Origin of the sequence: Aureibaculum algae, from assembly GCF_006065315.1 — a bacterium.
Taxonomy (GTDB): domain Bacteria; phylum Bacteroidota; class Bacteroidia; order Flavobacteriales; family Flavobacteriaceae; genus Aureibaculum; species Aureibaculum algae.
Genome location: NZ_CP040749.1, coordinates 3,746,306 through 3,764,594, shown reverse-complemented (window position 1 = coordinate 3,764,594; position 18,289 = coordinate 3,746,306). Strand labels below are relative to the sequence as shown.

At 31.0% G+C, this 18,289-nt stretch carries 16 protein-coding genes and 1 other RNA gene; 8 read left to right on the top strand and 9 right to left on the bottom strand.

Features of this window, described 5'->3' with window-relative positions:
* Positions 1-34: 34 nt before the first annotated feature.
* Both FF125_RS15840 and FF125_RS15835 read left to right on the top strand, forming a co-directional pair.
* A complete protein-coding gene (locus tag FF125_RS15840; RefSeq protein WP_138950709.1) occupies positions 35-1,339 on the top strand; it encodes an MFS transporter in 1,305 nt (434 codons plus the stop codon).
* A gap of 89 nt (positions 1,340-1,428) precedes the next feature.
* Complete coding sequence (locus tag FF125_RS15835) at positions 1,429-1,947, top strand: hypothetical protein (protein ID WP_138950707.1); 519 nt, start codon at positions 1,429-1,431, stop codon at positions 1,945-1,947.
* A 55-nt stretch (positions 1,948-2,002) separates the two neighbouring features.
* On the opposite strand, the gene FF125_RS15830 is transcribed toward FF125_RS15835, so the two are convergent.
* Together FF125_RS15830 and FF125_RS15825 are read right to left on the bottom strand one after the other, a co-directional pair.
* On the bottom strand, positions 2,003-3,793 hold the full coding sequence (locus tag FF125_RS15830; RefSeq protein WP_138950706.1) for a DEAD/DEAH box helicase: 1,791 nt from the start codon (positions 3,791-3,793) through the stop codon (positions 2,003-2,005).
* A 148-nt stretch (positions 3,794-3,941) separates the two neighbouring features.
* Positions 3,942-5,345: a TlpA family protein disulfide reductase gene (locus tag FF125_RS15825; protein WP_138950704.1), complete on the bottom strand. Its 1,404-nt coding sequence runs from the start codon at positions 5,343-5,345 to the stop codon at positions 3,942-3,944.
* Between the two features lie 268 nt (positions 5,346-5,613).
* On the opposite strand from FF125_RS15825, the gene FF125_RS15820 reads away from it, so the two are divergent.
* On the top strand, positions 5,614-7,233 hold the full coding sequence (locus FF125_RS15820) for an ABC-F family ATP-binding cassette domain-containing protein (protein WP_138950702.1): 1,620 nt from the start codon (positions 5,614-5,616) through the stop codon (positions 7,231-7,233).
* A 156-nt stretch (positions 7,234-7,389) separates the two neighbouring features.
* On the opposite strand, the gene FF125_RS15815 is transcribed toward FF125_RS15820, so the two are convergent.
* The 7 genes from FF125_RS15815 to FF125_RS15785 all read right to left on the bottom strand — a co-directional run bounded on the left by FF125_RS15815 (position 7,390) and on the right by FF125_RS15785 (position 14,855).
* On the bottom strand, positions 7,390-7,737 hold the full coding sequence (locus tag FF125_RS15815) for a DUF6515 family protein (RefSeq protein WP_138950701.1): 348 nt from the start codon (positions 7,735-7,737) through the stop codon (positions 7,390-7,392).
* Positions 7,738-7,803: 66 nt separating this feature from the next.
* Positions 7,804-8,262 (bottom strand): sensor of ECF-type sigma factor, encoded by a 459-nt coding sequence (locus FF125_RS15810; RefSeq protein WP_138950700.1) that lies wholly within the window; start codon positions 8,260-8,262, stop codon positions 7,804-7,806.
* Positions 8,262-8,852 (bottom strand): hypothetical protein, encoded by a 591-nt coding sequence (locus FF125_RS15805; RefSeq protein ID WP_138950698.1) that lies wholly within the window; start codon positions 8,850-8,852, stop codon positions 8,262-8,264. Before FF125_RS15805 ends, FF125_RS15810 begins: the two co-directional genes overlap by 1 nt.
* Before the next feature lie 40 nt (positions 8,853-8,892).
* Positions 8,893-9,432: an RNA polymerase sigma factor gene (locus FF125_RS15800; RefSeq protein ID WP_250629603.1), complete on the bottom strand. Its 540-nt coding sequence runs from the start codon at positions 9,430-9,432 to the stop codon at positions 8,893-8,895.
* Positions 9,433-9,531: 99 nt separating this feature from the next.
* The gene (locus FF125_RS15795) at positions 9,532-10,509 is read right to left on the bottom strand and encodes a hypothetical protein (protein WP_138950697.1); all 978 of its coding nucleotides are present in this window, start codon (positions 10,507-10,509) and stop codon (positions 9,532-9,534) included.
* Positions 10,510-10,617: 108 nt separating this feature from the next.
* Positions 10,618-13,077 carry a TonB-dependent receptor gene (locus tag FF125_RS15790; protein WP_250629602.1) on the bottom strand — a complete coding sequence of 820 codons (2,460 nt, stop codon included), beginning with the start codon at positions 13,075-13,077 and terminating at the stop codon, positions 10,618-10,620.
* An 89-nt stretch (positions 13,078-13,166) separates the two neighbouring features.
* Positions 13,167-14,855 (bottom strand): M23 family metallopeptidase, encoded by a 1,689-nt coding sequence (locus FF125_RS15785; protein WP_138950695.1) that lies wholly within the window; start codon positions 14,853-14,855, stop codon positions 13,167-13,169.
* 174 nt (positions 14,856-15,029) lie between these two features.
* On the opposite strand from FF125_RS15785, the gene FF125_RS15780 reads away from it, so the two are divergent.
* The 5 genes from FF125_RS15780 to FF125_RS15760 all read left to right on the top strand — a co-directional run bounded on the left by FF125_RS15780 (position 15,030) and on the right by FF125_RS15760 (position 18,267).
* A complete protein-coding gene (locus tag FF125_RS15780) occupies positions 15,030-15,320 on the top strand; it encodes a hypothetical protein (protein WP_138950693.1) in 291 nt (96 codons plus the stop codon).
* A gap of 5 nt (positions 15,321-15,325) precedes the next feature.
* Positions 15,326-15,616, top strand: a complete 291-nt coding sequence (locus tag FF125_RS15775; protein WP_117884986.1) for a cell division protein ZapA — start codon at positions 15,326-15,328, stop codon at positions 15,614-15,616.
* A 56-nt stretch (positions 15,617-15,672) separates the two neighbouring features.
* Positions 15,673-15,800, top strand: a non-coding RNA gene (gene ssrS / locus FF125_RS15770) — 6S RNA.
* 92 nt (positions 15,801-15,892) lie between these two features.
* The gene (rny, locus tag FF125_RS15765; RefSeq protein ID WP_138950692.1) at positions 15,893-17,461 is read left to right on the top strand and encodes a ribonuclease Y; all 1,569 of its coding nucleotides are present in this window, start codon (positions 15,893-15,895) and stop codon (positions 17,459-17,461) included.
* Positions 17,462-17,463: 2 nt separating this feature from the next.
* Positions 17,464-18,267: an aminotransferase class IV gene (locus tag FF125_RS15760; protein ID WP_175418942.1), complete on the top strand. Its 804-nt coding sequence runs from the start codon at positions 17,464-17,466 to the stop codon at positions 18,265-18,267.
* The last annotated feature ends 22 nt before the right edge of the window (positions 18,268-18,289 follow it).

Sequence of the window (18,289 nt, the reverse complement as noted above, 5' to 3'; positions counted from 1 at the left end):
AAATACGGCTTTTTATTTACAATCAACCAACCCTATGTTAAAAAAAGGAGATAAGAAACTAATCAATGCATGGTCATTTTATGACTGGGCAAATTCGGTATATTCTTTAGTAATTGGTACAGCCGTTTTTCCCATTTATTATGAGTCTGTTACAGAAGGTGGTAATGGTGTAGTTCAATTTTTAGGTTCTGAGTGGTATAACACAACGATTTATTCGTACGCTCTTGGATTTTCCTTCTTAATTGTGGCCTTATTGTCTCCAATACTGTCTGCTATTGCGGATTATACAGGTAATAAAAAACGATTTTTAAAATTTTTCTGCCTGTTAGGTTCCTTATCCGTAATGATGTTATTCTTTTTCACAGGTAAGGAAAATGTATGGATTGGAATTGTCTTTACTATTTTAGCGAGTATTGGTTTTTGGGGCAGTATGGTTTTTTATAATGCTTATTTACCTGAAGTTGCTTTTCCTGAACAGCAAGATAAAGTGAGTGCTAAGGGATTTATGCTGGGTTATGTAGGTTCTGTAATTTTATTAGCATTTAACTTATCAATGGTTATGATGCCCGATTTATATGGTTTAACTGATGCCACATTACCAGCTCGGATATCATTTTTAACTGTGGGTCTTTGGTGGATTGGGTTTGCACAGTATACTTTTAAAAATCTCCCCAATAACCCTTATAAAAGAAAACCAGAAAAAGATTTCATTTTTAAGGGTTACAAAGAGTTGCGAGTGGTTTTGAAAGAAATAAAAACGCAATCGCAACTAAAAATATTATTAATTTCATTTTTTTTATATAGTGTAGGCGTACAGACAATAATATTATTAGCATCTATTTTTGGTACCAAAGATCTAGGCTTAGAAACTAGTAATTTAATTATTACTATTTTACTAATTCAAATTGTTGGAGTAGTGGGGGCTTACTTTTTTTCAAGACTGTCTACTAGAATTGGAAATATAAGTGCGTTAAAAATAACGATAGTAATTTGGGCTTTTGCCTGTGTTGGAGCCTATCTTTTGAATAGAGATGATCCTAACGTATATTTAAAATTTTATGTTTTAGGTGCATTTTTAGGTTTTGTTCTTGGTGCTATTCAGACCTTATCTAGATCTACATATTCTAAATTGATACCAGATGAAACACAAGATCACGCAACATATTTTAGCTTCTTTGATGTAACAGAAAAGCTTGCTATAGTTGTAGGGATGGTTATTGCTGGTGTTGTAACTTCTTATACCAGTTCTCTTAAATTATTTATTTTAATTTTAGGAGTATTTTTTATTGCAGGATTTATTGTGCTAAGTTTTATGAAGGCATCTAAGTATGTAAAATAAAGAGCTGTTGTTTTAGTTTTTAATGTTAAAGCAACCTATCTTAATTTTGGACATCTAACATAAAATAGACAACTCTAATTTGCAATTTTATGTTTAAAACAATAAAAATTTTATGTCTCTTTATACTTAGTATACTGTTATTTTCATGTCAAAATGATGAGACTTCCGAAGAAAATCAGGAAATTTATTTTGAGAAATTTAGTGTTAATTATGCATGGGGATTAAATTATAACCATTGGATAATTGATAATGAAGGTAATGTAAGGGTAAATAAAGAAAGAGATTCAATCATTTGGATAGATACAGATAACTTGAATAGTTATAAAGAAATGTTCGACTCTATTGTTTTTAAAGTTGATAAAAGTGAGCTTGAAGAATATGTAGCTTTAATTTCAAAAGCCGCTAAGGGGAAAGTTGTTGAAACCAAACAAAATCGTGCTGATTTTGGAAGTGTGGGGTTTAATTGTTTTACAAAAAACAATCATAATTATAAAACAGTTGTACTTACTGAAATGAGTGATCTATTAGATAAGAAAAACCTTAGTACAGAAGCTGAAAAAATTGCGATTTGGTTAAAAGAACTGAATCTTAAGATGAATTCTAATTAAAAAATACACCTTAAGATTAAATTCTAATAATGTGATTGTTAGTTCTTAATGGAGATTAACGTTTACCACTTCTTTTAGCTCCACTAAAACCTCCACTTTTCTTACCACCTTTATATCCACCTCCACTAGAGCTTTTTCCTTTATATCCTCCACTGCCTGAACGTCTTTCTCTTCCACCACCACCTGAATTTCTATCACCACCACCGAAGCTGCGTTTTTTACCACTTCTTCGTCCACCGCCACCTTTTGGTTTAGTGGTTACTTCTACAATTACAGACCTACCTTCAAATTCTGCATGTTGAAATGCTTCAACGGCTTGTTCTGCAAAAGCTTTATCAATTTCGAAGAAAGAGAAGCTTTTAAGAATTTCTATTTGTCCAATTTCAACATCACTCTTCTTAAGATTTTCGTTGATTAATCCTATTAATCTGGCAGGATTCAATCCATCCATTTTCCCTAAATTGATATAGAATCTTGTAAAATTCTCATCAGTACTTCTAGTTCTTCGTTCTCTAGAATCGTCACCATTAAGATCTTCAGCACCTTGGTAATAAGATAAGAATTGATTAAACTCTATAGAAACAAATCGTTTTATTAATTCGTCATGTTCAATATCTTTCAATTGAGCATAAATACCTTCTAAATAAGGATTTATTTGATCTTCATTTACTTCAACATCTTTTACCTTTTCAATCAGTTTAAATAATTGCTTTTCGCAAATTTCTTTACCGCCAGGTACTTGTTGAGCTATGAATTTTTTACCAATTTTACTTTCAATTGGCCTAAGAGAATTTTTCTCTCTGTTCGTAATTATTGCAATAGAAATACCTTCTTTACCAGCTCTACCAGTTCTACCACTTCTATGTGTATAGTTTTCTGCTTGATCTGGTAATTTATAATTGATAACATGTGTTAAATCATCTACATCTAAACCTCTTGCTGCTACATCAGTAGCTACTAAAATTTGTAAATGTTTAGCTCTAAACTTTTCCATCACAATATCACGCTGAGCCTGTGATAAATCACCATGTAAGGCATCTGCGTTATAACCATCATCAATTAAATTGGCGGCTACACTTTTTGTTTCTCTTCTTGTTCTACAAAAAACGATTGCATATATATTAGGATTAACATCTGCTAATCTTTTTAAGGTTGGATATCTATTTTTTTCGGAAACCAAATAGTATTCATGTGAAACTTTATCTGCACCAGCATTCTTTTTTCCTGCACTAATTTCTACAGGTTTAGTCATGTAGTTTTTAGCAATAGCATCTACCTCTCTAGGAAAAGTAGCTGAAAACAATAATGTTTGTTTTTCTTTTGGTGTTACCTCTAATATCTGGTCTAAATCATCTTTAAAACCCATATTTAACATCTCATCGGCCTCATCTAATACGACCCATTTAATGTCTTTCAGTTTTAACTGTTTACGTTTAATTAAATCTACAGTTCTACCTGGAGTACCTACAACAATTTGAGCACCTCTTTTTAATCCACGAATTTGTTCGTCAATATTGGCTCCACCGTAAACGGTAACCACATTAACACGTTTCATGTATTTACAGAAATCTTCAATGTTTTTTCCTATTTGAATAGCTAACTCTCGTGTAGGAGATAAAATAATAGCTTGTGTAGCCTTACTTTCTAAATCTAATTTTTCAAGAATTGGTAAACTAAATGCGGCAGTTTTTCCGGTACCTGTTTGTGCAAATGCTTTTAAGTCATTAGAAGCATTAATAATTTGGGGTATCGCTTGTTGTTGGATTGGTGTAGGTTTTTCGTAACCTAGATCGGTCAAAGCATTGACAATTTCTTGGCGTAGGCCAAGTTCATTAAATAAAGACATATATTAAAAATTTATCAAACTAAGGCTTCCCAATAGTGCTGTCTTAGCAGATAAATAAGCCTTTTCGTTTATGAATGTGCAAAAGTACTCTTAATTTAATGATTATGAGAGGTTTTTAAGATTAATTAGTAAAAAGACGAATCACACTTTATTTAATTTGCCTGATTTGTTTCTCAAAACTGCGATTGGAGAGATGCGTCATATTGTTTTGAATTCTCCCATCTTTGTCTATTAAAATTGCTCTAGGGAAATTAATGTCTAACCAATCAATCCCTTCATCAATACGGTATTGATTGACTTTATTTAGCTTCTTAAGTTTGATTAAACTTTTCCACTCGGCTTCTTGATAAGCAGAAGTAAGACCAATAAAATTATAATCTGGATATTTTTTTTCTAAATAATTAAAACGTTTAGCAAAATTTTCCATTTCACTAGAGTTGGAAGGCCAAGTACATATTACCGTTTTTTTATTTTTAATAATGGTATTTAACTGAATGGATTCACCATTAATATTGTTAGGAGAAATATTTGGTAACTTAAAGCCTTTAGCTAATTTTTTTGAAACCTCTATTAAATTTGAAATTTCAGCTACACTTTTTTTATCCGTAGAATGATCAAAAAATAATCGTACAGCTCTTTCTTTTTCTACAATCGGGGTTTCTTCATTTAACAGGGCATACCAGATTCCCATATATAAAAAGTTATTTTTTACAGACTCTGTTTTAATGTTTTCCAGTGCTGCTTGCATCATGTTAACATCTATATCGCTTTTAAAACTATCTAAAACTTGTTTTTCATAAGCTAAATGATGTAAATAGGCTCTTACATAACTTTGATGTGGATAAAATCCAGTTAACTCTTTATCGTCGAGATCTATATTTTTTCTAAATTTAAAGAATCTTGGACTTATTTTGGGGTGCTCCATAGAGCCCATAGATTTCATATGATTATGTGGGTAGATTTCCTTTTTTTTGTATAAAGGATAATTTATCGCGGTGTTTACCAATTTGTTAAATAGAATTGAACTTTCAGGAACTTCTGATTTAAACTGTGAGTACAGTAGATTTTTTAATATTAATACAGAATCAATTTTTGATTGAAATAAGCTATCACTTAGTTTATAATATTTGTTAAAATCATTATCTTCCTTTTGATTAACTAAAAATAAATTGATTAAAAAGTTATTGCGTTCAGCACCCTTTCCGCTAAAAACAAGCGATTCATCAAAATCCCAAGTATTTAATCTAATAAGTAAACTATCATTAGATTCTAAATATACATATTGGAATTCGTTACCATGTTTGAATTTGTAAAATCCGTTAGTACATTTTTTTAATTTTATTAAAAATTTATTATTGATACTTAGCTTAGAAGAGTCAATCAGTTGATCTTGATAATAAAAATAAACCTTGTCTGATTTCGGATTTATAATTTGTCCACCAAAATAAGCCTTGTCGGTCACAGCCTTATCTTTACAACTTACAATTAGTAATGTTGTAAAAAATAAAAACAATATTTTAGATGAAAAAAATGAGAGTAATTGTCTTGCCAAATTTGTTAGGTTTTTCTGAACAACACAAAAATAGCCATTCAAACACCCAAAATTAGTTAATAGGATGTTAAATTAAGTGGTCGAATAATTCAAATGACGCGTATTGATTTGTGTAAAATGTGTTTATGCTGCCGTTCTAAATTGATGTCTAAAATAAAATTTTACATTTCGGTCACCTGAGGATAGTATAGTATTTTAAATTATATACAGTTCTTTTCGCTAATAGCTAGGCATTTCTTACTTTTGCACGGAATTTAAAAAAATTATAATGTTATCAGTTTCTAATTTATCAGTACAATTCGGAAAACGCATCTTATTTGATGAAGTAAATACCATTTTTACACAAGGTAATTGCTATGGGATAATTGGTGCAAATGGAGCAGGGAAATCTACTTTTTTAAAGATTATTGCTGGTGATATTGATCCAACTTCAGGGCATGTTTCTTTAGAAAAAGGAAAACGGATGTCCGTGCTATCGCAAGATCATAATGCCTCAGATGAATTTCCTGTATTAGAAGCTGTAATTAGAGGTAACAAATCACTTTTTAAAATTAAGTCAGAAATTGATGCTTTATATGCTGATTATACTGATGAAAATGCAGAAAAAATTGGTGAGTTACAAGTGAAGTTTGAAGAAATGAACGGTTGGAATGCTGAAAGTAATGCAGCAGCGATGTTGTCTAACTTAGGTGTGAAAGAAGATCAGCACTTCACCTTGATGAAAGATTTAGATGGTAAGGCAAAAGTACGTGTGTTATTAGCACAAGCTTTATTTGGAAATCCAGATGTACTAATAATGGATGAGCCTACCAATGATTTGGATTATGAAACCATTAAGTGGTTAGAAAACTTTTTGGCCAATTATGAAAACACAGTTATCGTTGTTTCACATGATAGGCACTTTTTAGATGCGGTTTGTACTCATATTTCTGATATTGATTTTGGTAAAATAAATAACTATTCTGGTAATTATTCTTTTTGGTACGAATCTAGTCAATTGGCAGCTCGTCAAAGATCTCAGCAAAATAAAAAAGCTGAAGAAAAGAAAAAAGAATTAGAAGAATTTATACGTAGATTTTCTGCGAATGTTGCTAAATCTAAGCAAGCAACCAGTAGAAAAAAGATGATTGAAAAATTAAATATTTCTGATATAAAACCATCAAGTAGGAGGTATCCGGCCATAATATTTGACCGTGACCGTGAAGCAGGTGATCAGATATTAAACATTGAAGGTTTGCAAAAATCTATTGATGGTGAATTGTTATTTGATAATATTAACCTCAATTTAACCAAAGGAGATAAGGTGGTAATCTTTTCAAAAGATTCAAGAGCAGTTACCGCATTTTTCGAAATTATTAATGGAAATATGAAGCAAGATGCAGGGAAGTTTGCTTGGGGAGTTACTACAACACAGGCCTATTTACCTTTAGAAAATGCACACTTTTTTGATAATGAATTAAGTCTAGTAGACTGGTTAAGACAATGGGCAACAACAGAAGAAGAAAGAGAAGAAGTTTATATCCGTGGGTTTTTAGGAAAAATGATTTTTAGTGGAGAGGAAGCTTTAAAACAATGTAATGTATTGTCAGGTGGAGAAAAAGTTCGTTGTATGTTGTCTAGAATGATGATGCTAAGAGCAAATGTATTGATGTTAGATGAACCGACAAACCACTTGGACTTAGAGTCAATTCAAGCTTTTAATAATTCACTTACAAACTTTAAAGGCACTGTTTTATTTGCAACGCATGATCATGAATTTGCACAAACTGTTGCCAATCGTGTTATTGAATTAACACCGCAGGGAGCTATAGATAGATATACTACGTTTGATGATTATTTCGAAAACGATAAGATAAAAGAACAACGAGAAAAAATGTATCAGGTTTAAAAATAAAAGACGCGATACTTCGCGTCTTTTATTTTAACTATTTATAAATACTGCCTAAAAAGTCTGACGTTACATTTATTTCGTATTTTTTTTTTGTTTTTTTTATAAATTTTAAAGATTTTCAGACTACTTAAAGAATGAATATTCTCAATTTACTTACGGTCTCGCAACTTCGTAACCACCACCTTTTGACTTTTTATAAAAAACGCCATTTAATTTATAATACTTTACACCTGCCATTACTACATTTTCACCACCTTTAGGTAAGTTTTTAAGTTTAGCACCTTTTGGAGCTGTTCTTAATACAAACCTCTTCTTGATTTTTGCATACCAAACACCATCAATAATATAATAATCAATGTTTTTATAGACAATCTTTTCTGGTTGTTTGTCTGAACTGTTTATTGTTTCCTTATTAGTAGTAGCTGCATCAGATTGGGCGTTCATACTACTGAATGATAACATAGCAATACCCAAAATGGCAATAATTCTTAATTTTTTCATCTTTATCTTTCCTTTTTTCCGGTGCAAATTTAGAAAATAACATTGTCTTGCCAAATTCTAAGAGGATTAGTTTTTATTCATATTACCACCTCTATTTCTAAATCGTTTTAATAATTCCTTATTAAAATTTTGTTCTGCACTTAATAATTTTATCATTTTCTTAGAAGATATAACTCCCGTTAAATCTTTTTTTAATTTTTCTTTGGCTTTAGCAACATTACTATCAATTTCCACAAATTCTTCTAAAATAGTGTCAGCCTCGCTTTCAGATAACTGGTCAATTCCCCCCGCGATTCTAATTTTTTTAAATATTTGACGCGTTTTGGTGATTTTAATCTTCTGATATTCTTTTGAATACGCATTATAAACTGGCCAAAACTTTTCAGCTTCATCAACAGTTAATTCTAATGCTTCAGTTAGAAAAGCCGTTTTATAAGCCTTTATTTTTTCATTATCATTACGTTGAGCTATTCCAGTAAAAACTGTAAATAACAAAATTCCAAATATGATTTTTTTTAAATTCATCAGTTTTCTAGTATTAAGTTCTCAATATCCGTGCCATTTAAAAATTCTATAATTTCATCATCTTCGAAAATGGGTTGGCTTTCCAATTCTATATCTTCAAATACATCCGTTATTTCGTAAGTGTCAAAGGCAATTAAGTCATTGTCTATCCATTCTTCTATATCGGCAGACGCTAATTGATCTAAACTGGTATCTGAGGTGCTGTTGTTATAATTTATAAAAATAAATAGTAATAATGACGCTGCCGCCGCAAGAGGAATTAACCTTTTTAAGAATATAGTTTTGAAGTCAATAACTTTGGACTTACTTTTTTTACTTTTAATCTTTTCTAAGACATTGTCTTCAATTGAATCTAGATAGTTTTTAGGAATTTTGTATCCTGATTCTTTTTTCTTATTATCCAATTGTAGTTTTTGTAATACATTTTCTTCAATGGAGTCAAAATAACCGTCAGGACTTTCAAACCCCTCTTTTATAGGAAATGTTTCACTAGTCATTTTAGCAAAAACAGCATCCTCAACCGTATCAAAATACGCTTGTGGAGTTTTAAATCCTGATTTTTTAATATGTTCTAGTTTCTTTTTTGGCATCTTATCTTTTAGACTGTAATTTTTTGTAATGGTTTAATACTTATTTTGTTATATATTTTTCAATCTTTTTTACCGCGTGATGGTATGAGGCTTTTAAAGCACCAACAGAGGTTTCTAAAATATCAGAAATATCTTGATATTTCATATTGTCAAAATACTTCATATTAAATACCAATTGTTGTTTTTGCGGCAATGTGGCAACTGCTTTTTGTAATTTTAATTGTATTTCGTCACCATCAAAATAAACATCTGATTCTAAGTTTTGTATCATCTCACCTTGTAATTCATTGACGTCAACTTGCCTCATTTTGGCTCTCTTATTGATAAATGTAATGGACTCATTGGTCGCAATTCTATACATCCATGAGTAAATTTTACTCTCCGCATTAAATTTGTCAATATTTCTATAAACTTTAATAAACGTATTCTGTAAAACATCATCAGCATCATCATGTGAAATTACTATTTTACGGATATGCCAATACAAACGTTCTTTATATAAAGCCATCAATTCTCTAAACGCTTTTTCTTGCGTTAATGGATTTTTTAATTCAGATATGAGATCACGTTCTACTATCAATAAAGTACTTTTTATTCTTAGACTATAAAGATAGTGAAAGGTTTAAGATAAGACTTTAAGATTTAAGGTTTAAAAACAAGTACACTAAAGATAAAATATTTATGAGTTTTTATTTTTAAATTTTTGATTAATGTCATAAACATAACCTATTTCTTTACCTGGTGCATTTAACTCCAATTCGGGTAGTTTAGAATTATTATCGATTATATTAAAAAATGTTTCCGCTACTTTTCCCCATTTAAAAGAAACCAAATCTCCCGCAATTTCGGCTGTTGTAATGGTGATAATTTTTAAGTTTCCCTTTCTAGTCCTTATTTTATGCCATTTTAAATGAGCCTCGTAATCTGCGTAGAGGTATTGATATTTTTCTTCAATTTCTTTAAATGTATAATGACCTTTAGAGATATCAATCATCCAATTCCTTAATGCAAGAAATTTTCTTTGTGAGTTAGAGTCGTTTCTATAATCGATAAGCTGTTCGAAGCTTATATTGTCATTTATAATGGGGAATTTATTCAAAACAAATTCTAGCAAAGGATAATCTTTTGTGAAGTTATTATTTATTGAAGTATTAAAATTTTTTAAAATAGGTGTTGGTGCAGCTATATTTAAAATAGACAATATATCAGATAGAATTATATTTTTGAGAGAACCTTCGGTATCAATATTTGCAGGTAATTTCTCCATTAAAGTTTCTCTCATCGAAGTTGAAAATGTTTGCATTAATATTGCATTACTTATATTCTCGATCGTTTTTTTATCAAAATTATCACTTATGATTAACTTACGTAAAACATCATCTGAATTTATTATTTTTATAAGCCCTTTTTGGTTTAAAAATTCTAAATTAGACAGTCTAAAATCTATTTCTTTTCTTATTTGGGGGTTATCTGTTAAAGCAGGATCGGTAATTATTTTCGTATTGTAAATTCTCCTAGGAGAATTTAGGATTCTTATTGCTTCATCAATATCCTTTTGATCTATATAAATTTCATCAAAATAAAGTAGGTCTCGTTTAAGATTAACTTTACCTAATAAATAACTACCACTCAGTGTTTTATATCCTACTTGCTTCATTACCTAATATGTTTTCCCAAATATAAATTATAATTTTGTTATTAAATAGATTTAAAATTACTCGTTTCAAGTTCCCTTCCCTTGGGAAGGACTAGGGATGGGCTTTTTCTACAAACCGATTTTTAGCTTTACGTTGAGTACCCTTCCCGATAAGTAATTAGGAATTCCGATAGAGCGTGATGAAGAAATATCTCTTACCCAAGTATTGGTAATAGAATTTTGAACATCAAACATATTAAAGAGTTCAATACCCAAAGAGAATTCTTTAAAATTTTCTAGCCATTTGATGTTGGTGGTATTTTCTGCATCTTTAAAAACATAAGACATGCCAATGTCTGATCTGAAATAATCTTTCAATCTGCTTTGAAAAACATAAGGGTCTGCATATGAGGGAGAGCCACCAGGTACACCCGTATTATACACCATATTCAAATACATTTTTAAATTAGGATAATTTGGTACATAATCTTGAAACAACACTGCAAATTTTAAACGTTGATCAGTAGGTCTGGCAATATAACCTTGGTTATCGATATTTTCTTCCGTTTTTAGATACCCAAAACTAAAGTAAGATTCTGTACCTTCTACAAATTCTCCATTGATTCGAGCATCAAATCCTACAGCATAAGCTTTAGCATTATTTTCGGCTCTATAACGTATTTGTACGTTGTCAACCGTGAAAGGATTTACATCAGTTAAAGATTTATAATAGGCTTCAGTAACCAATTTAAAAGGTCTATTCCATAACTTAAAACTGTAGTCATTCCCCAATACAAAATGAATAGATCTTTGGGCTTTTACTTCTGGGTGCACCATACCAGAAGAATCTCTTAATTCTCTATAGAATGGAGGTTGGTAATAATAACCACCGGAAACTCTGAAAAGCATGTCTTTTTTCCAATCTGGTTTTATTGCAAATTGTGCTCGAGGACTTATCACTGTATGTCCTTTTTCTTCAATGCCTTCAGCTTTAACTTTCCAGTTTTGAGCTCTAACACCTAAGTTAAACCACAGTTGAGTGTCATTTATATATGTTGATTTACTCCATTGTCCAAATCCTGAAATTCTGTTGATTTGAACATTGTTTGTAGCTCTTACGCTGGTAAATGGTACAATTGGTCCTGTATAAGAATTATAAGGTTCATCATTATTTGGCAGCAAGTTAGGAGGTCTTAAGGAGAACCCAGCAGAGTCAATCACTTCCCATTCAACAATACGGTCTTTTATGTCTTCTAATTGGTATTTCGCTCCAAATTCAAAAAGGTGTTTGTCTTTTTTTAGCGTTGCTTTTACTTGAATGTTTGTTATTAAAGCATCTAAATCATTACGAGCATGGTCTAATTGCGAACCAATGGCTTGCGAAAATTCTACATCTCCAAAGCTATCACTACCAAAATCGGCATTTACATTGCCAATACCATAAAAAGCTAAAATATCGTAATGTTCTTCTTCTTGCGTATTATAAGCAGATGATGTTAATTCTAATTTAAGATTATCATTTACTAAATAAGTGCCTTTTAAAGCACCAAAAAGCGTTAAGTATTGATCAGTTTCTTTACCTCTGTAATTTACAATAAGGGCTTTGGGATCACTAATTGTACCAAATTTCGTTTCTCTACTAACAGGTGTGTATTTGTAATTATTAAGAGAGAAATTACCTAAAAAATCTAAACTAAACTTATTATTAAATTGATATGTAATGTAGGTCTGAACATCTGTGAAATTGGGTTTAAAGTTGGTTTCAATATCTTTTTTATTTACAAAAAGACTATTATTTCTATATCTAGCTCCCAATATGGCAGTGAGTTTTTGGTCTTTAGAGATTCCTTCTGCTGTCAAACTTCCTCCCAAAAGACTTGCTTCTAATCCAATGCCAAAAGATTTAGGTTTCTTATAGGTAATATCTAAAACGGAAGATAATTTATCGCCATATTTTGCTTGAAATCCACCTGCAGAAAATTTGACATTTTGTGTTAAATTAGGGTTTACAAAACTTAAACCTTCTTGCTGACCAGAACGGACTAAGAAGGGTCTGTATACTTCAATACCATTAACATAAACTAAATTCTCATCATAATTACCACCTCTTACATTGTACTGTGTGCTCAATTCATTATTACCACTTACACCTAGTCCAATATTTTTTAAAGTACCTTCTATTCCCGCATTAGCACTCGGTAATTTTTTTATCGTTTCAATAGGTACTTTATCAATGCCTTGAGCATCATCTTTTTTATCCTTAACAACAACCGTCTCTATTTCTTCAATTTTAATTTTAAGTTTAGGTGAAAAAAACAAATTTCTGTTTTTGGGAATTTTCACTTTTTTATTGAGAGTGGTGTATGCAATATGACTAAAGATAACGGTAACCTCTGTGTTTGCAGGAAGAGAAAGTGTATACGTTCCATTACTATCGGTAGTAGTTCCCTTTTGGTTATAGATAACAGAAACATCTTCAATAGGTTTGCCTTCTTCATTTTTCACAGTACCTTTTATAGTTGCTGTTTGTGCAAAAGCAATACTGGTAAAAAAGAAAAATACGACTAAAAAAGAAATTGATGCTTTCAACAATGATTGTCTTTAGTGAAATATGGTTTAATACTCCAATCGGTTTACTATGCCGAATTTATAAATTACGACGATGACATGTAGCTATCCTACTTGGTATTAAACGATGCAATATACACATTAGTATTGTTTACATTATCAACAACCGTTAGTTTTAACTTGTGTTTTACGCCTTCAATTTTACCATCATTAAAATCGTAAGTCAATACGTTTTTTTTAGGCTCATATTCAAACAATACCCACTTGCCATCAATCTCTCCTCTATATGATTTTATTCCAGAAAGATTATCAGTAATTTTTAATTTTAAATAACGGTATTTCGATAGCCATTGTTTATCCTTAAAGTTAACGGGACTAATTTTTGGAGCTACAGAATCAATAGCTAATGTGTAATTTCCTAAGCTTCTACTTAATGTGTAAACTTTGTCGTCTTTTCTTTTTGTTGAGGCGTAAGACCGTCTCCCTTTATTATTAATTGATGCAATAATTACTTGCTTTTTATCCTTGGCGGGATAGTCAGATATATCAAATGTTAAGGTGAAATTACGATGTAGTGGAACACCTCCATTGTGTAATTTTACAATATTTTTATCATAATTAAAATCGAAATAAATGTCCTCATAGAAACTGTTTTTAGGAAAAGCAACACTTATGTTTTCTTTGTTAATTTTGTTAAACTCATTCGCTCTGAAAAAATGAGGCGTCGTTTCAGATTTCGTTTTTACAATGGTAGTTGTCTTTTTTCCTTTGATAGGAATAATTAGTTTTGTTGTGTTACCTTTAAAATCTTTAGCCGTAATTTCAACGTTATAGGATAATCCATCCTCAATGGTTAAATAACCATTGTTAATTAATGATTTGTAAATACTTAGTTTGTTAGAAGGTTCTACAAAGCACCTTTGAATTTTTTGCCTTTTTTTATAATATCGTTCATAATCGACTAAGGTATTTATGTAACGTGTTTCCGCAAAACTGACAGTATTTACTTCATGTTCATAAACCTTTTTACCATTAACGGTCATTTGTAAATTGAAAATACCATTGTTGTTTAAGGCTCCATCTAATTTATCAACAGCATTAATGCCAATACCAATTTTTCCATAAGCAGTTATCGGGTTGGCAACTAAGTTTCCATTCTTATTTTTGATAATTAATTCTTTAACGGCATTCGTTCCGTCAACATTTGTAGAATCACCAAAAGAATAAACCACTCCGGCTCTAATCAAGGGGTTCTGATGATCGGGAATGTCGATACCAAAAAACATTGGATTTATGGGATTTGATTTTCCATCTCTAATTTCAAAATGTAAGTGTGGTCCACCAGAACTCCCTGAGTTACCACTATATGCAACTAGTTTTCCTTTCTCCACTTTTAAGGCATTGGCTTGAGGGAATAATTCTAACGTATATCTCTGTTTTTTATATTGTTGTTCTTTAACATAAGCCTCAATTTCAGGAGCAAATTTCTTTAAATGCCCATAAACCGTAGTGTAACCGTTTGGGTGTGTAACATAAAGAGCCTTACCATAGCCCCAATGTGCAACATTTATCCGAGATACATAACCATCAGCCGCAGCCACAACATTTAATCCTTCACGTTGTTGTGTTTTTATATCCAATCCTCCGTGGAAATGATTGGTACGCAATTCACCAAAAGTACCTGATAAAATTAGGGGCACTTCTAATGGTTTAATAAAGTAATCTTTCGGGTAATTGGCTTGTGAAAATCCCTGGAAAAAGACCAAGAAAAGTAAGGTAACTAAAATTGTTTTTCTCATGATAAGGGCAAAAATAATCAATCAAATTTGAATTAAAAAATATTATAAATGATGTTAATTAATCATTTAACAATCAGTAGTTTAGGTTGAATAATTAATAATATTTTAAAAAACCTTGTTTAATTCTAAATAGAACACTAAATTTGTTGATAATGTTTAGAATCTCTGTATTTAATGAGTAATGTTTTAGAAATAGTTGATTCCCTGCAAAGTAAGCTTGAAAACTTGCTTACCAAATATGAATTATTGAAGATTGAAAACCAACAGTTGTTGGAGAAAAGTGAAAACTTAATTCAAGAAGTTCGAAAAGGGAAAGAATCTATAAACGCTATTGAAAGTAAATACGAATCATTAAAAGTTGCAAATGCGATGGTAGGCAGCAAAGAAGATAAACATTCAACTAAATTGAAAATAAATACATTAATACGCGAAATTGATAAGTGTATATTGCAGTTAAGTGAATAAACCCGATGGAAGATAAGTTAAAGATAAAAGTAACTATTGGAGATAGAGTTTATCCTTTGACTATAAACAGTGAAGGTGAAGAGGAAGGTGTAAGAAAAGCTGTCAAAAAAATAAACGACTTAATAAAACGCTTTGAAGAGAATTATGAAGTAAGAGATAAGCAAGACGTTTTAGCCATGTGTGCATTACAATTTGCCTCTTTACAGGAAGTAAAAAGTATTTATAATGATCAGGATGGTGAAGAAATAGAAAAAAAATTACTAGAAATGAGTGAAGTTTTAGATGCTCATTTATAATATACGTTCTTTAAAATATAACAATTACTGCCTACATTTAGTTATTTGTTCATTAAACTCAACATTATTTTTTTAAAAAGGGTGAGTCTAAGCTAGTAAAGCATGCCGCATGTGCCAAATTTATTTTGGATTTGGCGGATCCTTGATCAGCCAGTTAGCCCTAAACTTGTCTTACAAGGAGTTTAAAAAACCGTACTAGATGTAGGCTTTTTTTATGGACGCCGTTCAAGTTATTGAGCTGTGTTTTATTACACCAATTTACCTAAAACTAAAACAATGGATGGAATGATATTACCAATAATTATTGGTATTGTAGCAGGTTTGATTATCGGGTTTTTTATAGCGAAAGCTCTTGAAAAAAACAAAGCATCTGCTATATTAAAAGATGCAAAAAGCCAAGCCTCATCAATTATTAAAACAGCAAAAAGCGATGCTGAAGTATTAAAAAAAGATAAAGTATTACAAGCTAAAGAAAAATTTATTGAACTAAAATCGGAACACGAAAAGGTGATTCTAAGTAGAGATAGAAAAGTTTCTGAAGCAGAAAAAAGAATACGAGAAAAGGAATCTAAAGTAGCTCAGGAACTTGATAAAAGTAGTAAGCTTAATAAGAAATTAGAAGAAAAAGCTGCCGATTACGATTTTAGAATTGATTTTTTAGAAAAGAAACAAACTGAGGCTGAAAAATTACATAAAAAACATGTTGAACATCTTGAAGTAATTTCAGGACTTTCTGCTGAAGATGCTAAGAAGGAATTAGTTACTTCTTTAAGAGATGAAGCCAAATCAGATGCAATGAGCTACATTCAAGATACACTTGAAGAAGCTAAATTGACCGCTCAACAAGAAGCTAAAAAGATTATTTTAAGTACTATACAACGTATAGGTGTAGAGCAAACTGTAGAAAACTGTGTCTCTGTCTTTAACTTAGAATCTGATGACGTTAAAGGAAGAATCATTGGTAGGGAAGGAAGAAATATTAGAGCTATAGAATCTGCTACTGGTGTTGAAATTATTGTTGATGATACTCCAGAAGCAATTATTCTTTCATGTTTCGATCCAATACGTAGAGAGATTGCGAGATTATCGCTTCACAAATTGGTGACAGATGGTAGAATTCATCCTGCTAGAATTGAGGAAATAGTAGCAAAAACTTCTAAAGAAATTAATCAAGAAATTATTGAAGTTGGTAAACGTACCGTAATTGACTTAGGAATTCATGGGTTACACCCTGAATTAATTAAAGTTGTAGGTAGAATGAAATACCGTTCTTCTTATGGACAAAATTTATTACAACACTCGAGAGAAGTTGCTAATTTATGTGCATTAATGGCTGCGGAATTAGGGTTAAATCCTAAAGTGGCTAAACGTGCAGGTTTATTACATGATATAGGTAAAGTACCAGAAACCGAGAGTGAATTACCTCATGCTTTATTAGGTATGGAATGGGCTCAGAAATACGGTGAAAAACCTGATGTTTGTAATGCTATTGGTGCTCACCATGACGAGATCGAGATGAAATCTTTATACGCTCCAATTGTTCAAGTTTGTGATGCTATTTCAGGTGCTAGACCTGGTGCTAGACGTCAAGTGTTAGATTCTTATATTCAACGTTTAAAGGATCTTGAAAATGTAGCATTCGGTTTTGTAGGTGTACAAAAAGCCTACGCTATTCAAGCGGGTAGAGAATTACGTGTTATTGTTGAAAGTGAAAAAGTAGATGATATAAAAGCATCAGAATTATCATTTAATATTTCACAAAAAATTCAAAACGATATGACCTATCCAGGTCAGGTTCGTGTTACTGTAATTAGAGAAACAAGAGCTGTAAATATTGCAAAATAATTGTGAAAGGATTTATAAATGATAAGTTAATTGATTGTGGTAATGCACAAGTAAGTGCTTATGATTTAGGTTTAAATAGAGGATATGCCGTTTTCGATTTTTTTAGAATCGTAAACGGCAATTTTCGTTTTTTATCAGACCATTTAGATCGGTTTATCAATTCAATTTACTTAGCTAAAATTCCTAATCCCTATTCTAAATCTCAATTACACGATAAAGTTTTAGAACTACAAGCCATAAATAAAGTAGATAATGGTTATATTAGAATTACATTAACTGCAGGTACATCACTCAACTTTGGTTCATTAGCTGCATCTACCTTAATTGTTTTAACTGGTGTTTCAGGTGCGAATACAAAAACTGATTATACGGAAGGAGTAAAACTAATTTCTAAAACGCATCAAAGATCTTTTCCTAGAATAAAGAGTACCGATTATTTTTTTCCTCAAATGCTTCATGAAGAATTACAAGCCGCAAATGCCACAGATGTGTTGTACGCTACTAATTTTATTACAGAAACTTCTCGAGCTAATATTTTTTGTGTAAAAGATGGAAAAATCAGTACTCCCCAAAAGAATATTTTAGAAGGTATTACCCGAAAAAAAATAGTGATGCTAGAACCTTCCATAATCTTAACTGATATAACTATTAAAGATTTATATGCTTCTGATGAAGTATTTATTACAAGTTCAAGTAAAGAGTTGATGCCTGTTGTACAGATTGATAATCAAATTATTGGAACAGGAAAAGTGGGGCAAGTTTATAGAAACTTACACACTCAATTTTCTACATTTTGTAAGCAATAATTATAACATTAAATTATCATAG

Excerpts from the sequence above, each read along its gene's own strand:
- FF125_RS15840 (WP_138950709.1), top strand. The coding sequence starts at position 35 with ATGTTAAAAAAAGGAGATAAGAAACTAATCAATGCATGGTCATTTTAT.
- FF125_RS15835 (WP_138950707.1), top strand. The coding sequence starts at position 1,429 with ATGTTTAAAACAATAAAAATTTTATGTCTCTTTATACTTAGTATACTG.
- FF125_RS15830 (WP_138950706.1), bottom strand. The coding sequence starts at position 3,793 with ATGTCTTTATTTAATGAACTTGGCCTACGCCAAGAAATTGTCAATGCT.
- FF125_RS15820 (WP_138950702.1), top strand. The coding sequence starts at position 5,614 with ATGTTATCAGTTTCTAATTTATCAGTACAATTCGGAAAACGCATCTTA.
- FF125_RS15815 (WP_138950701.1), bottom strand. The coding sequence starts at position 7,737 with ATGAAAAAATTAAGAATTATTGCCATTTTGGGTATTGCTATGTTATCA.
- FF125_RS15810 (WP_138950700.1), bottom strand. The coding sequence starts at position 8,262 with ATGAATTTAAAAAAAATCATATTTGGAATTTTGTTATTTACAGTTTTT.
- FF125_RS15805 (WP_138950698.1), bottom strand. The coding sequence starts at position 8,852 with ATGCCAAAAAAGAAACTAGAACATATTAAAAAATCAGGATTTAAAACT.
- FF125_RS15795 (WP_138950697.1), bottom strand. The coding sequence starts at position 10,509 with ATGAAGCAAGTAGGATATAAAACACTGAGTGGTAGTTATTTATTAGGT.
- FF125_RS15785 (WP_138950695.1), bottom strand. The coding sequence starts at position 14,855 with ATGAGAAAAACAATTTTAGTTACCTTACTTTTCTTGGTCTTTTTCCAG.
- FF125_RS15780 (WP_138950693.1), top strand. The coding sequence starts at position 15,030 with ATGAGTAATGTTTTAGAAATAGTTGATTCCCTGCAAAGTAAGCTTGAA.
- FF125_RS15775 (WP_117884986.1), top strand. The coding sequence starts at position 15,326 with ATGGAAGATAAGTTAAAGATAAAAGTAACTATTGGAGATAGAGTTTAT.
- rny (WP_138950692.1), top strand. The coding sequence starts at position 15,893 with ATGGATGGAATGATATTACCAATAATTATTGGTATTGTAGCAGGTTTG.